This is a genomic window from Pseudomonas sp. ATCC 13867, assembly GCF_000349845.1.
In the GTDB taxonomy this organism is placed as follows: Bacteria; Pseudomonadota; Gammaproteobacteria; order Pseudomonadales; family Pseudomonadaceae; genus Pseudomonas.
In genome coordinates, this window is sequence record NC_020829.1 from 5432374 (window position 1) to 5445715 (window position 13342).

The 13342-nt window shown below is 67.0% G+C and carries 14 protein-coding genes; 6 read left to right on the forward strand and 8 right to left on the reverse strand.

From position 1 onward, the window contains the following. Positions 1–39: 39 nt before the first annotated feature. The 3 genes from spoT to H681_RS24335 are packed head-to-tail and all read left to right on the forward strand — an operon-like array spanning position 40 to position 3342. Complete coding sequence (spoT, locus tag H681_RS24325; RefSeq protein ID WP_015479561.1) at positions 40–2148, forward strand: bifunctional GTP diphosphokinase/guanosine-3',5'-bis pyrophosphate 3'-pyrophosphohydrolase; 2109 nt, start codon at positions 40–42, stop codon at positions 2146–2148. 20 nt (positions 2149–2168) lie between these two features. Next, entirely contained in the window at positions 2169–2549 is a 381-nt protein-coding gene (locus tag H681_RS24330; protein WP_015479562.1) for a RidA family protein, read from the forward strand. A gap of 58 nt (positions 2550–2607) precedes the next feature. Further along, positions 2608–3342 carry a hypothetical protein gene (locus tag H681_RS24335; protein ID WP_015479563.1) on the forward strand — a complete coding sequence of 245 codons (735 nt, stop codon included), beginning with the start codon at positions 2608–2610 and terminating at the stop codon, positions 3340–3342. Between the two features lie 37 nt (positions 3343–3379). On the opposite strand, the gene H681_RS24340 is transcribed toward H681_RS24335, so the two are convergent. The 3 genes from H681_RS24340 to H681_RS24350 all read right to left on the reverse strand — a co-directional run bounded on the left by H681_RS24340 (position 3380) and on the right by H681_RS24350 (position 5741). After that, positions 3380–4003, reverse strand: a complete 624-nt coding sequence (locus H681_RS24340) for a LysE family translocator (protein ID WP_015479564.1) — start codon at positions 4001–4003, stop codon at positions 3380–3382. Between the two features lie 66 nt (positions 4004–4069). Beyond that, the gene (locus H681_RS24345; RefSeq protein ID WP_015479565.1) at positions 4070–4870 is read right to left on the reverse strand and encodes a helix-turn-helix transcriptional regulator; all 801 of its coding nucleotides are present in this window, start codon (positions 4868–4870) and stop codon (positions 4070–4072) included. 1 nt (position 4871) lies between these two features. After that, positions 4872–5741: an NAD-dependent epimerase/dehydratase family protein gene (locus tag H681_RS24350; RefSeq protein WP_015479566.1), complete on the reverse strand. Its 870-nt coding sequence runs from the start codon at positions 5739–5741 to the stop codon at positions 4872–4874. 92 nt (positions 5742–5833) lie between these two features. On the opposite strand from H681_RS24350, the gene oxyR reads away from it, so the two are divergent. The 3 genes from oxyR (at position 5834) to H681_RS24365 (ending at position 10336) form a co-directional block, all read left to right on the forward strand. After that, a complete protein-coding gene (gene oxyR, locus H681_RS24355) occupies positions 5834–6766 on the forward strand; it encodes an oxidative stress transcriptional regulator OxyR (RefSeq protein ID WP_015479567.1) in 933 nt (310 codons plus the stop codon). Continuing rightward, the gene (recG, locus tag H681_RS24360) at positions 6763–8838 is read left to right on the forward strand and encodes an ATP-dependent DNA helicase RecG (protein ID WP_015479568.1); all 2076 of its coding nucleotides are present in this window, start codon (positions 6763–6765) and stop codon (positions 8836–8838) included. The genes oxyR and recG overlap by 4 nt, the downstream gene beginning before the upstream one ends. A 91-nt stretch (positions 8839–8929) precedes the next feature. After that, positions 8930–10336 carry an aminoacyl-tRNA deacylase and HDOD domain-containing protein gene (locus tag H681_RS24365; RefSeq protein ID WP_015479569.1) on the forward strand — a complete coding sequence of 469 codons (1407 nt, stop codon included), beginning with the start codon at positions 8930–8932 and terminating at the stop codon, positions 10334–10336. 143 nt (positions 10337–10479) lie between these two features. Here H681_RS24365 and H681_RS24370 read toward each other — a convergent pair whose 3' ends face one another. From H681_RS24370 to H681_RS24390, 5 genes are all read right to left on the reverse strand, one after another. Continuing rightward, positions 10480–10881, reverse strand: coding sequence for a hypothetical protein (locus H681_RS24370; protein ID WP_041712266.1), 402 nt, complete (start codon positions 10879–10881; stop codon positions 10480–10482). 134 nt (positions 10882–11015) lie between these two features. Next, entirely contained in the window at positions 11016–11288 is a 273-nt protein-coding gene (locus H681_RS24375) for an HU family DNA-binding protein (protein WP_009614168.1), read from the reverse strand. A 202-nt stretch (positions 11289–11490) separates the two neighbouring features. Beyond that, on the reverse strand, positions 11491–12645 hold the full coding sequence (locus H681_RS24380) for an NAD(P)/FAD-dependent oxidoreductase (protein ID WP_015479571.1): 1155 nt from the start codon (positions 12643–12645) through the stop codon (positions 11491–11493). 90 nt (positions 12646–12735) lie between these two features. Further along, positions 12736–12903 (reverse strand): rubredoxin, encoded by a 168-nt coding sequence (locus tag H681_RS24385; protein ID WP_015479572.1) that lies wholly within the window; start codon positions 12901–12903, stop codon positions 12736–12738. Positions 12904–13111: 208 nt separating this feature from the next. Further along, positions 13112–13279, reverse strand: coding sequence for a rubredoxin (locus tag H681_RS24390; RefSeq protein ID WP_015479573.1), 168 nt, complete (start codon positions 13277–13279; stop codon positions 13112–13114). Positions 13280–13342 lie beyond the last annotated feature (63 nt).

The following is a 13342-nucleotide window of genomic DNA, read 5'->3' on the forward strand; positions in this document are numbered from 1 at the left end:
AGGCGCGCCGCGACGGCCTGTTCGGCAGGGGGTGAACCCATGCCGGGCATAGATGCATTCGCCGACCGACTGTCGAGTTACCTGGGTCCGGATCAGGTCAACCTGGTCCGCCGCGCCTACTACTACGCCGAGCAGGCCCATGACGGGCAGCGCCGCCGCAGCGGCGAGGCCTACGTCACGCACCCGCTCGCCGTCGCCAATATCCTCGCCGACATGCACATGGACCATCAGAGCCTGATGGCGGCCATGCTGCACGACGTGATCGAGGATACCGGCATCGCCAAGGAAGCGCTCACCGCGCAGTTCGGCGAGACCGTCTCGGAACTCGTGGACGGGGTCAGCAAGCTGACCCAGATGAACTTCGAATCCAAGGCCGAGGCGCAAGCCGAGAACTTCCAGAAGATGGCCATGGCGATGGCACGCGATATCCGCGTGATCCTGGTCAAGCTGGCCGACCGCCTGCACAACATGCGCACCCTGGAAGTGCTGTCCGGCGAGAAACGCCGGCGCATCGCCAAGGAAACCCTGGAAATCTACGCCCCCATCGCCAACCGCCTGGGTATGCACAGCGTGCGCGTGGAGTTCGAGGACCTCGGCTTCAAGGCCATGCACCCGATGCGCTCCGAGCGCATCCGCCAGGCGGTGAAGAAGGCCCGCGGCAACCGCCGCGAGATCGTCGGCAAGATCCAGGAATCGCTGGTCAACTGCCTCGCCCGCGAGGGCATGGAAGGCCAGGTCCTGGGCCGCGAGAAGCACCTGTTCAGCATCTACAAGAAGATGCGCGGCAAGCGCAAGGCGTTCAACGAGATCATGGACGTCTACGCCTTCCGCATCATCGTCGACAAGGTCGACACCTGCTACCGTGTGCTCGGCGCCGTGCACAACCTGTACAAGCCGTTCCCCGGTCGCTTCAAGGATTACATCGCGATTCCCAAGGCCAACGGCTACCAGTCGTTGCACACCACGCTGTTCGGCATGCACGGCGTGCCCATCGAGATCCAGATCCGCACCCGCGAGATGGAAGAGATGGCCAACCACGGGATCGCCGCGCACTGGCTGTACAAGTCCAGCGAGGACGAGTCGCCCAAGGGCACCCACGCCCGCGCCCGCCAGTGGGTGAAGGGCATCCTCGAGCTGCAGCAGCGCGCCGGCAACTCGCTGGAATTCATCGAGAACGTGAAGATCGACCTGTTCCCGGACGAGGTCTACGTGTTCACGCCCAAGGGTCGCATCATGGAGCTGCCCAAGGGCTCCACGGCGGTGGACTTCGCCTACGCGGTGCACACCGACGTCGGCAACAGCTGCATCGCCTGCCGCATCAACCGCCGCCTGGCGCCGCTGTCCGAACCGCTGCAGAGCGGCGCGACGGTGGAAATCGTCACAGCGCCGGGCACCCGGCCGAACCCGGCCTGGCTCAACTTCGTGGTCACCGGCAAGGCACGCACGCACATTCGCCATGCGCTCAAGCTGCAGCGCCGCTCCGAATCGATCAACCTCGGCGAGCGCCTGCTGAACAAGACCCTGGCCGGCTTCGACAGCCACCTGGAGAAGATCCCGCAGGAACGCATCCAGGGCGTGCTCAACGAGTACCGCATGGAAGTCTTCGAGGACCTGCTGGAAGAGATCGGCCTGGGCAATCGCATGGCCTACGTGGTCGCCCGCCGCCTGCTCTCCAGCGAAGGCGAGGAAGCGCCGAGCGCCGAAGGGCCGCTGGCGATCCGCGGCACCGAAGGCCTGGTCCTGAGCTACGCCAAGTGCTGTACGCCAATCCCGGGCGATCCGATCGTCGGCCACCTGTCCGCCGGCAAGGGCATGGTCGTGCACCTGGAGAACTGCCGGAACATCAGCGAAATCCGCCACAACCCCGAGAAATGCATCCAGCTCAGCTGGGCCAAGGATGTCACCGGGGAGTTCAACGTCGAACTGCGCGTCGAGCTGGAGCACCAGCGCGGCCTGATCGCCCTGCTGGCCACCAGCGTCAACGCCGCCGACGGCAACATCGAGAAGATCAGCATGGACGAGCGCGACGGCCGCATCAGCGTGGTCCAGCTCGTCGTCAGCGTGCATGACCGTGTGCACCTGGCCCGCGTCATCAAGAAGCTGCGTGCGCTCAAGGGCGTGATCCGCATCACCCGCATGCGCAGCTGATCCCACCCCAAGGAGTCGACATGACCAAGACCGTTATCCACACCGACAAGGCCCCGGCCGCCATCGGCACCTACTCCCAGGCGATCAAGGCTGGCAACACCGTGTATGTCTCCGGTCAGATCCCGCTGGACCCGCAGACCATGGAACTGGTCGAGGGCTTCGAAGAGCAGACCGTCCAGGTCTTCGAGAACCTGAAAGCCGTGATCGAAGCGTCCGGCGGCTACCTGCACGACGTGGCCAAGCTGAACATCTTCCTCACCGACCTGTCGCACTTCGCCAAGGTCAACGAGATCATGGGCAAGTACTTCACCCAGCCCTACCCGGCCCGCGCCGCCATCGGCGTCGCCGCCCTGCCCAAGGGTGCCCAGGTCGAGATGGACGCCATCGTCGTCCTGGAATAAGCCGCACCTCCCGAACGGGGCCTTCAGGGCCCCGTTCTTTTGTCTGCAAGGAGCAAACATGCGTCGCGCCCTGATCCTGAGCGCCCTGATCGGCCTGCTCACCGGCTGCGCCGGCACCCCGTCCGACCCTTCCGGCATCTGGGTCAACCAGGCCGCCATCGATGCCGCCGGCAAGGGCGGCAAGCTGCGCGAGGCGCTGCTGGCCTACGGCCCGAACCTGGAATGGAAGCTGGACACCAAGATCCAGCAAGCCACCTTCAGCAACGGCTTCGAGCTGGGCGAAGGCCAGTTGACCAGCGAAGACCCCACGCATTACCGCGTCGACTTCTACGGCAGCAACCAGGAAACCCTGGAGCTGGACGGCAAGGAACTGGTGCAGGTGGGCAGCGACAACTGGCCCGAGCAGCGCTTCATCCGCCCGAAGCAGCAACCCACCGCCCAGAGCCCCGCCGGCAGCACCTTCCAGAATGCCCTGTACGCGGCCTACCTCAACGGTACCTGGGTGATCGAGGAAGGCCAGGGCAAGGGCAGCAAGGTCAAGTTCCTGCCCAACGGCAGCCTCGAAGGCATGCCCGGTGCCGACCGCTACGCGCTGTGCCTGGCCGGCGACTGCGCGGCCATGAGCGGCGACAACGACAGCATCTGGCTGCAACAGGGCCAGCAGGGCCGCGAGTACCTGTTCGAACGCGACGGCGACAAGCTGGAACTGTTCGAGGCGGTGAACCGCGCCCAGGCCGACGAGATGCCGGAGTACGCGCCGGGCAACAAGGTCTGGACCCTGGAGCGCGACTGATCCGCGCGAGCGGGCTGGCGTGCTCGAATGGCAACAGTCAGCGCAGCCCGCTCCACAGCAGCCAGCCACCCAGCGCCAGCAACAGGCCGCCGCAGAGGCGGTCCAGCGCGGTGACCCGGCGCTTGAGCCAGCCGCGCCAGCGCGGACGATCCAGCAGGCGCACCAGCGCCATATCCCACACCAGCACCACCACGCCCATCCACAGCACACAGACGCCCAGCGCCCAGCCCGGCAGGTGGAACTGGCCGAGCACGCCGAACAGCCCGGTATAGAAGATCGGCAGCTTGGGGTTCAGGCTGCTGGCGAGCAGGCCTTCGCGCATGCCCCGCAGAAATCCCCCACTCCGCTGCTCACCCAGCTCCGTGGGAATCTCCAGCTCCCGCCGCGCCAGCAGCGCCTGGCCACCGAGCCAGACGAAGTAGGCGCCGCCCAGCAACTGCACGATGCGCAGCCCGTGGCTCGCCACCTCCGGCAACAGGCCGAGAACGAACAGCACCAGCAGCATGCTGGCGAGATTGGCCAGGGCGATACCCGCCGCGCAGCCATCGGCATGCCTTCGACCTCGCAACAGCGCAGCGCGGATCAGCAGGAAGAAATCCGGCCCCGGCGACAGCAGGGCGGCGAAGTGGGTGCTGGCGACCAGCGCGAAGGCGGCGAACATGGCGATCTCCCGAGAGTGGCGAGCGGCAGTCTGGAAGGACCGATGCAGCGCAGTCTTGGAAGAAACTCAGGTGCGTGTGGCGCGCAGGAAGTGCCCGGGCGTGACACCGGTGAAGCGACGGAAGGTGCCGGAGAAATGCGCCTGGTCGTAGAAGCCCAGGGCCAGCGCGACGTCCAGCGGCTTATCGCCCGCCACCAGCAAGCGCTTGGCTTCGCGGATACGCCGTTGCAGCAGGTAGGTGTGCGGCGGCACGCCGTAGGCGTTGCGGAAGGCCTCGATCAGGTGGCGTGGATGGCGTTGCAGGAGCGCGGCGAGGTCTTCGAGGCTGACCGCTTCACGGTAATGCGCTTCCAGGTAGTCCCGCAGCCGTGCGGTCACGCCGTTGTCGCGGCCAGCCGAGACGTTCGGGCGCATGCCGCCGTGGCGGACGAACACCAGCTCCAGCAGCGCCAGCAGTTCGCTCTCCAACGCCAACGCATCGTTGCACTCGAACTCCGTGGCGACACGCCGCAGCGCCTCCGCCACCTGCCCGTCATCGTGCGGATTGAGTGCCTGGAAGCCGCGCGGCAGTTGCTTGCGCCCGAGCAACGGGAGCAGACGCGACTCCTCGATGTAGAGCATGCGGTAGACCAGCCGCTCGGACTCGGCATTGCCGGTGTGCGGCTCCTCCGGGTTCATCAGCGACAGGGTGCCGGCGGGCAGCACATGGTGCGCGCCGCGGCACTGGTAGCCGCCGGCGCCGTGGAGGATGGCGCCGATGGCGAAGGCATCGTGGCTGTGACGGCCGAACGGCTGGCCGGAGAAGTCCGCATGGAACAACTCCACCCCCGGCAACCAGGGGCGCGCCAGCAGCCGGTTGGCGTCCATCTCAGTCCTGTTTTCCGGCGAGGATGGCCGCGTAGCCTTCGCGGAAGCTCGGGTAGCGTGGCGCCCAGCCCAGCGCACGGGCGCGGGCGTTGCGGCAACGCTTGCTGCCGGCGCGGCGCACGCTCTGCTCGGCGGACCAGTGGGTGACGCCCAGCTGCTCGCGCAGCCAGCCGACTACTTCGTGCATCGCGGCGGGATCGTCATCGACGCCGATATAGCACTCGTCCAGCGCAACACCGCTGCGGTCGGCTTCCAGGAGCGTGGCCAGCAGGCCGGCGGCGTCCTCGGCGTGAATGCGATTGGCATACAACGGCGGCTCGCTGGCCACGCGGTAGCCGTCGCGCACCTGCTTGAGCAACCATTCGCGGCCGGGGCCATAGATACCGGTCAGGCGCACGACGCTGGCGGGAATGTCGCTGTGCAGCGCCAGCCGCTCGGCTTCGAGCATCACGCTGCCGGAGTAGCTTTCGGCCTCGGCGGGCGAGGTTTCGTCGATCCACTCGCCCTCGCGCTGGGCATACACGCCGCTGCTGGAGACGAACAGCAGGCGCTTGGGCAATTGCCCGCGCTGCCGCAACCAGCCGAGGGTGTTGCGCAGGCCGTCGACGTAGGCGGCGCGATAGCCGGCTTCGTCATGCTGGGTGGCCGCCGCGCAGAAGACCAGGTAATCCAGCCGGCCGATCGGCCAGGTGTCCGGGCATTCCAGTTGCGCCAGGTCGCCGGCCACCGGCAGCACCTCGAAGGGCAGCGCGGCGATGTTGCGGCGCAGGCCGTGGACGCGCCAGTCGCGCGCGGCCAGTTGGCGTCCCAGGCGGCTGCCGACGTCGCCGCAACCGACGATCATCAGGCTCGGGAAGGTGCTCGTACTCATGCTTGGCTCCGTGAATCGAGGGCTGGGAGTGTAGCGGTTGGTTCGCGGCGGTGCAGCCGCTATGCTTGGGCCACCTCAACGGATTCAGTGCCATGACCCTTACCGAACTGCGCTACATCGTCACGCTTGCCCAGGAGCAACATTTCGGCCGCGCCGCCGAGCGCTGCCACGTCAGCCAGCCGACCCTGTCGGTGGGCGTGAAGAAGCTGGAAGACGAACTCGGTGTGCTGATCTTCGAGCGCAGCAAGAGCGCGGTGCGCCTGACCCCGGTGGGCGAAGGCATCGTCGCGCAGGCGCAGAAGGTACTGGAGCAGGCCCAGGGCATCCGCGAACTGGCCCAGGCCGGCAAGAACCAGCTGACCTCGCCGCTCAAGGTCGGCGCCATCTACACCATCGGCCCGTACCTGTTCCCGCACCTGATTCCGCAGCTGCACCGGGTCGCTCCGCAGATGCCGCTGTACATCGAGGAGAACTTCACCCACATCCTGCGCGACAAGCTGCGCACCGGCGAGCTGGACGCGATCATCATCGCCCTGCCGTTCCAGGAAGCCGACGTGCTGACCCTGCCGCTGTTCGACGAACCGTTCTATGTGCTGATGCCCGCCGACCACGCCTGGACGGCGAAACCGAGCATCGATGCCGAACTGCTCAACGACAAGAGCCTGCTGCTGCTCGGCGAGGGCCACTGTTTCCGCGACCAGGTGCTGGAAGCCTGCCCGACCACCCGCAAGGGCGACGAGAACAAGCACACCACGGTGGAATCCAGTTCGCTGGAAACCATTCGCCACATGGTCGCCTCGGGCCTGGGCGTGTCGGTGCTGCCGTTCTCCGCCGTGGACAGCCACCACTACGCGCCCGGCGTGATCGAGGTTCGCCCGTTCACCGCGCCGGTGCCCTTCCGCACCGTCGCCATCGCCTGGCGCGCCAGCTTCCCGCGGCCACGCGCCATCGAGGTGCTGGCCGACTCGATCCGCCTGTGCTCGGTCGCCAAGCCGACCGTCAAGGGTGAAGCCGAGCCGGCATGACCGACCTGTCGAACGTCCCGGTCACCGCGCTCAAGGGCGTGGGCGCCGCGCTGGAAGAGAAGCTGGCGAAGGTCGGCCTGGAGAACCTCCAGGACATCCTCTTCCACCTGCCGCTGCGCTACCAGGACCGTACCCGCATCACCCCCATCGGCGCGCTGCGTCCGGGGCAGGACGCGGTGGTCGAAGGCGTGGTCTCCGGCGCCGACGTGGTGATGGGCAAGCGCCGCAGTTTATTGGTACGCCTGCAGGACGGCACCGGCACCCTGAGCCTGCGCTTCTATCACTTCAGCCAGGCGCAGAAGGAAAACCTCAAGCGCGGCACGCACCTGCGCTGCTACGGCGAGGCGCGCCCCGGCGCATCGGGCCTGGAGATCTACCACCCCGAGTACCGCTCGCTCACCGATGCCGTCGCGGCGCCGGTGGAGCAAACGCTTACGCCGATCTACCCGACCACCGAAGGCCTCACCCAGCAGCGCCTGCGCCAGCTCAGCGAGCAGACCCTGGCGCGCCTGGGACCGTCGAGCCTGCCGGACTGGCTGCCGGCGGAACTGGCCCGCGACTACCGCCTCGGCCCGCTGGACGAAGCCATCCGCTACCTGCACCGGCCGCCGCCGGACGCCGACCTGGAAGAACTCGCCGAAGGTCGCCACTGGGCGCAGCACCGCCTCGCCTTCGAGGAACTGCTGACCCACCAGCTGTCGCTGCAGCGCCTGCGCGAGAGCGTGCGCTCCCAGGCCGCGCCGCAGCTGCCGCCAGCCAGGAAATTGCCGGCGCTGTACCTGAAGAACCTCGGCTTCAAGCCCACCGGCGCGCAGCAGCGGGTCGGCGCGGAGATCGCCTACGACCTCGCCCAGCCCGAACCCATGCTGCGCCTGGTGCAGGGCGACGTCGGCGCCGGCAAGACCGTGGTCGCCGCCCTCGCCGCCCTGCAGGCGCTGGAAGCCGGCTATCAGGTGGCGCTGATGGCGCCGACCGAGATCCTCGCCGAGCAGCACTTCCTCAACTTCACCAAGTGGCTGCAACCGCTGGGCATCGAAGTCGCCTGGCTGGCCGGCAAGCTCAAGGGCAAGGCCCGCGCCAGCGCGCTGGAACAGATCGCCGGCGGCGCGCCGATGATCGTCGGCACCCACGCGCTGTTCCAGGACGAAGTGAAGTTCAAGCGCCTGGCCCTGGTGATCATCGACGAGCAGCACCGCTTCGGCGTGCAGCAGCGCCTCGCCCTGCGCCAGAAAGGCGTCGATGGCCGGCTCTGCCCGCACCAGCTGATCATGACCGCCACGCCCATTCCGCGGACCCTGGCGATGAGCGCTTACGCCGACCTCGACACCTCGATCCTCGACGAGCTGCCGCCCGGTCGTACCCCGGTGAATACCGTGCTGGTGGCCGACAGCCGCCGCATCGAAGTGATCGAGCGGGTGCGTGCCGCCTGCGCGGAAGGCCGCCAGGCGTACTGGGTGTGCACACTGATCGAAGAATCCGAAGAACTCACCTGCCAGGCCGCGGAAACCACCTACGAGGAACTCTCCTCGGCGCTGGGCGATCTGCGCGTCGGCCTGATCCACGGGCGCATGAAGCCGGCGGACAAGGCCGTGGTGATGGAAGCCTTCAAGGAAGGCCTGCTGCAACTGCTGGTGGCCACCACGGTGATCGAGGTCGGCGTGGACGTGCCCAACGCCAGCCTGATGATCATCGAGAACCCCGAGCGCCTGGGCCTGGCCCAGCTGCACCAACTGCGCGGCCGCGTCGGCCGGGGCAGCGCGGCGAGCCACTGCGTGCTGCTCTATCACCCGCCGCTGTCGCAGATCGGCCGCGAGCGCCTGGGGATCATGCGCGAGACCTGCGACGGCTTCGTCATCGCCGAGAAGGACCTGGAGCTGCGCGGCCCCGGCGAGATGCTCGGCACCCGCCAGACCGGCCTGCTGCAATTCAAGGTGGCGGACCTGATGCGCGACGCCGACCTGCTGCCGGCCGTACGGGACGCGGCGCAGGCGCTGCTGGCGCACTGGCCGCAAGCGGTCAGCCCGTTGCTGGCGCGCTGGCTGCGCCACGGCCAGCAATACGGGCAAGTGTGACGCAGTTCACTCTCGCCGGTCGGCTGACCGCTCGGTCACGCTGACTGGCTGGTTATACTCCGCCCCAGCCGTTGATAACCGGATCACATTCATGAGCGACGCCGCACGCGCCCCCTCCGACTCATTGCAGGCCCCCGAGGTCATCCTGCAGCTGCTGGACAAGCTGGGAATCGCTTATCGCGAGGTCAGTGACGCCATCGCCCTGCCCGGCGCCCGCCGCATCCAGGCCAGCCTGCTGGAAGACAGCGTCGGCACGCTGCTGGTGCTGTTCCCGCAGAGCCAACTGCTCGATTTGAATCGCCTGGCCGAGCTGACCGGCCGCAAGCTGGTGGCGGTCAAGCCCGAGCGCCTGGAGCGCATGCTCGGCAAGCACCAGCTCGGCCGCCTGCCGGCGCTGCCGCCGCTGACCAGCTCGCCCTGCCTGTACGACGAGCGCCTGCTGCAGGAGCCGCAGCTGCTGATCGAATCCGGCACTACCGGTGTCCTGCTGGAGATCGCCACCCCGGCGTTCCGTGGCCTGCTGGAGAAAGCCAGCGCCGCGCGCTTCGGCGTCCTGCTGGAAGCCATCCGGCCGAACCTCGACCGCCCGGACGACGACCGCGCCGAAATCACCCAGGCCGTGCAGGCGTTCACCGCCCGGCGCATCCAGCAGCGCCTCGAGGAAACCATCGAGATTCCGCCGCTGCCGGAAACCGCGCAGAAGATCATCAAGCTGCGCGTCGATCCCAACGCCACGGTGGACGACATCACCGGCGTGGTGGAAACCGACCCGGCGCTGGCCGCCCAGGTGGTGAGCTGGGCCGCCTCGCCCTACTACGCCGCGCCCGGCAAGATCCGCTCGGTGGAAGACGCCATCGTCCGCGTGCTGGGCTTCGACCTGGTGATCAACCTGGCCCTGGGCCTGGCGCTGGGCAAGACCCTGAGCCTGCCCAAGGATCAGCCACAGCACGCCACGCCCTACTGGCACCAGGCGATCTACACCGCCGCAGTGATCGAGGGCCTGACCCGCGCCATCCCGCGCACCGAGCGCCCGGAGGCCGGCCTGACCTACCTCGGCGGGCTGCTGCACAGCATCGGCTACCTGGTCCTGGCGCACATCTTCCCGCCGCACTTCTCGCTGATCTGCCGGCATCTGGAAGTGAACCCGCATGTCGAGCACAACCTGGTCGAACAGCACCTGCTGGGCATCACCCGCGAGCAGATCGGCGCCTGGCTGATGCGCGCCTGGGACATGCCGGAAGAGATCTACACCGCCCTGCGCTTCCAGCACGACCCGTCCTACGCCGGTGACTGCTCGACCTATGCCAACCTGGTGTGCCTGGCGACCCGTCTGCTGCGCAACCACGGCATCGGCAGCGGCCCGGAGACGAGCATCCCCCAGGACTTGCTGGATCGCCTGGATATCCCCCGCGAGCGAGCCGAGGACGCCGTGCGCAAGGTGCTCGACGCCGAAGCGGCACTGCGCGAGCTGGCCAGCCAGTTCAATCCCGGACATTGATGCGCCTTTCGTAGGAGCGAGCTTGCTCGCGAACAGGGGCTAGCACCGAGCGCCTCCGGTTCGCGAGCAAGCTCGCTCCTACAAGAGCTTTCGCAGCGCATGAAAAAGGCCCCGTCAGGGGCCTTTTTCATGTCGACAGCGGCTCAGGCAGCCTTCTTCTCGCTGGCCGGCGCGGCTTTCTTCTTCGGCTTGAGGTATTTCACCAGGCCCTGGAACCAGATCACCAGGCCCGGGTTGCCCTGGATCTGGATGTCCTTGTTCTGGATACCCTGCATGAACGCCAGCTGCGGGTTCTTCGAGGTCATGGTGGCGAAGCCATAGGCGCCGTCCTTGAAGCCGAGGGCGAAGGCTGGCTGCGGATGGGTGCCGCGCCGTGCGCTGACCTTGAGGTCCTTGACGATGTAGTGGCGGGCGACCTTGCCATCGAGGGTGTGCAGCTGGAATACCAGGTCCTTGCCTTCCAGTTGCTTCTGGAACGCCGGATTCTCCCGGCTGGCCTTGGCCATCATGCGCCCGAGCATCCACAGCAAAAGACGAAATTTCATGCGCAAACCTCGATATTCGAGACAAAAGTCCGCACATTGTAGTCACTTCAAAAAGAGACTACATCCGTTCTTTTGATGGGTTTATGTAACCGGAAGGGCGACCCGGAGCCGCTCTGGCTCCGGGTTCTGGGCGATCAGTTGACCGCGTCTTTCAGCGCCTTGCCTGGTTTGAAGGCAACGGTGTTGCTGGCTTTGATCTTGACCGGCTGGCCGGTCTGCGGGTTCTTGCCGGTACGGGCACCCCGGTGGCGTTGGATGAAGGTGCCAAAACCGACAAGGGTAACGCTGTCCTTGCGATTGAGCGCGCCAGTGATTTCATCCAGCAGCGCGTTCAGCACCTTGTTGGCTTGTTCTTTGGTGAGGTCGGCCTTTTCGGCGATGGCGGCGGCCAGTTCTGGTTTACGCATAGATATAGATGCCTCTTTGACGGTTTGTTGTTGTTGTGTCCGTGCTGTCTTCCCAACAGCGCCCAAGGCACCGCAGGCTTGCCGTACAGGCTCTAGGCTGCGGCAGACGGGGGGAGAATGGCACGCCGCAGGCGGGCGCGCCAGTATCGTCCGACAATTTAAGGGTGCATTCCCACGGCAAAACCGTCGCCAAAAAAGGCGTTTACGCCAGGAGAGCCGGCAACTCCTTGTTAAGGGAGAGTTTTTCGCTGACGGCCGCGCCGGTGAGCGCGTAACCGAGCAATCGACCGGCGGTATCGCGATAGAGCACCTTGAGGTCCGCGCCAGAGCCTTCCACCTGCCATTCGCCTTCGCTGCCGCGCGGCGGCGGCGACACCACCAGCGGGCACGCCGGGGTCTTCACGGTCACCGGCATCGGGCCGTAGGCCACGCTGGTCGGCTTGCCCGCCAGGGTCTGCGCCAGCGCACGGGCACAGGACATCAGCGGCATCACGTAGAGCAGGTTCAGGCCATCGACCTCGGCACAATCGCCCAGGGCGTAGATGTTGGCGTGGGAGCTGCGCAGCTCGCGGTCGACCATCACGCCGCGATTGATGTCCAGGCCGGCGGCGGCGGCCAGGTCGATGCGCGGGCGCAGGCCGACGGCGGACACCACCAGGTCGCAGGCGATCACGCTGCCATCGGAGAGGTGCGCTTCCAGGGCATCGCCGGCGCGCGCCAGGCGACTCAGCACCGGGCCGAGGTGGAAGCGCACGCCGAGGCCTTCCAGCCCCTGCTGCACCGCCTGGGCGGCGGCCGGGTGGAGCAGGCCGGGCATCACCTGCTCGCAGGGCGCCACGACGTCGATCTGGAAACCGCCGCTGGACAGGTCGTTGGCGAACTCGCAGCCGATCAGCCCGGCGCCCAGCAGCAGGACGCGGCGCTTGCCGGCCGCCGCGCTGCGGAAGCGGGCGTAATCTTCCAGGTCGTTGATCGGGAAGATCAGGTCCTGGGCGTCGCCGTCCACCGGTACGCGGATGGTGTCCGCGCCCCAGGCCAGCACCAGGTCGCGGTAGCGAATTTCCTCTTCGCCGATCCAGATGCGCCGGTGCCCCGGATCGATGCCGGTGACACGGGTGTGGGTGAGAATGCGTGCCTTGAGCTGCTCGGCCATCGCGCCGGGCTCGGCCATCGCCAGACCGTCGGCGTCCTTGTCCTTGGAGAATCCGGTGGAGAGCATCGGCTTGGAATAGGAGCGGCCGTCGTCGGCGGTGATCAGCAGCAGCGGCGTCTCGCCGTCGAGCTTGCGCCACTCGCGCGCCAGGTTGTAGCCGGCCAGGCCAGTACCGATGATCACCAACGGTGCGTTGTCGCTCATTGCTCTCTCCACCTCGTAAAGACGCCACTTCCTGAAGACGGCACGGCAGCCATCGAGCCGCCGCGTGATATGGGTTGGGCCGGGCAGGGATTAGGAGATCGCGATCATCTCGAAATCGATCTTGCCCACGCCGCAGTCCGGGCACACCCAGTTGGCGGGAATGTCTTCCCAACGGGTGCCCGGCGGGATGCCTTCGTCCGGCAGCCCCAGCGCCTCGTCATAGATGAAGCCACAGACCACGCATTGCCATTTGCGCATCGGCCAGCCCTCCTGCGGATTGCCTGGTGAAACTAACGGATTTGCACGCCGCGTCCAACGGCGGGCGCGCCGCCGGGTGTCGTCAGTTGGGTCAACCCGGCGCCTCCCAGTCTACGCCTCTACCGCTCTCGAAGACGGCCCGGCCTTGCCGGGGCCACAAACGCCGACGGCGGCCCGAAGGCCGCCGTCGCGGGTAGAACCTGCCGGATCAGCCGATCTCGATCATCTCGAAATCCAGCTTGCCGACGCCGCAATCCGGGCACAGCCAGTCTTCCGGCACGTCTTCCCAGCGGGTTCCGGCGGCGATGCCTTCTTCCGGCCAGCCCTTGGTTTCGTCATAGATCAGGCCACATACCACACACTGCCACTTCTTCATCGGCTATCACCCTCGTGTTCTTGTCGCTTGGACGTCAGTGCATCCAATGTCGGGCTTTGTACT

What these genes read in the sequence shown, in the direction of transcription:
- spoT (WP_015479561.1), top strand. Translation starts at nt 40, where the DNA reads ATGCCGGGCATAGATGCATTCGCCGACCGACTGTCGAGTTACCTGGGT.
- H681_RS24330 (WP_015479562.1), top strand. Translation starts at nt 2,169, where the DNA reads ATGACCAAGACCGTTATCCACACCGACAAGGCCCCGGCCGCCATCGGC.
- H681_RS24335 (WP_015479563.1), top strand. Translation starts at nt 2,608, where the DNA reads ATGCGTCGCGCCCTGATCCTGAGCGCCCTGATCGGCCTGCTCACCGGC.
- H681_RS24340 (WP_015479564.1), bottom strand. Translation starts at nt 4,003, where the DNA reads ATGTTCGCCGCCTTCGCGCTGGTCGCCAGCACCCACTTCGCCGCCCTG.
- H681_RS24345 (WP_015479565.1), bottom strand. Translation starts at nt 4,870, where the DNA reads ATGGACGCCAACCGGCTGCTGGCGCGCCCCTGGTTGCCGGGGGTGGAG.
- H681_RS24350 (WP_015479566.1), bottom strand. Translation starts at nt 5,741, where the DNA reads ATGAGTACGAGCACCTTCCCGAGCCTGATGATCGTCGGTTGCGGCGAC.
- oxyR (WP_015479567.1), top strand. Translation starts at nt 5,834, where the DNA reads ATGACCCTTACCGAACTGCGCTACATCGTCACGCTTGCCCAGGAGCAA.
- recG (WP_015479568.1), top strand. Translation starts at nt 6,763, where the DNA reads ATGACCGACCTGTCGAACGTCCCGGTCACCGCGCTCAAGGGCGTGGGC.
- H681_RS24365 (WP_015479569.1), top strand. Translation starts at nt 8,930, where the DNA reads ATGAGCGACGCCGCACGCGCCCCCTCCGACTCATTGCAGGCCCCCGAG.
- H681_RS24370 (WP_041712266.1), bottom strand. Translation starts at nt 10,881, where the DNA reads ATGAAATTTCGTCTTTTGCTGTGGATGCTCGGGCGCATGATGGCCAAG.
- H681_RS24375 (WP_009614168.1), bottom strand. Translation starts at nt 11,288, where the DNA reads ATGCGTAAACCAGAACTGGCCGCCGCCATCGCCGAAAAGGCCGACCTC.
- H681_RS24380 (WP_015479571.1), bottom strand. Translation starts at nt 12,645, where the DNA reads ATGAGCGACAACGCACCGTTGGTGATCATCGGTACTGGCCTGGCCGGC.
- H681_RS24385 (WP_015479572.1), bottom strand. Translation starts at nt 12,903, where the DNA reads ATGCGCAAATGGCAATGCGTGGTCTGTGGCTTCATCTATGACGAGGCG.
- H681_RS24390 (WP_015479573.1), bottom strand. Translation starts at nt 13,279, where the DNA reads ATGAAGAAGTGGCAGTGTGTGGTATGTGGCCTGATCTATGACGAAACC.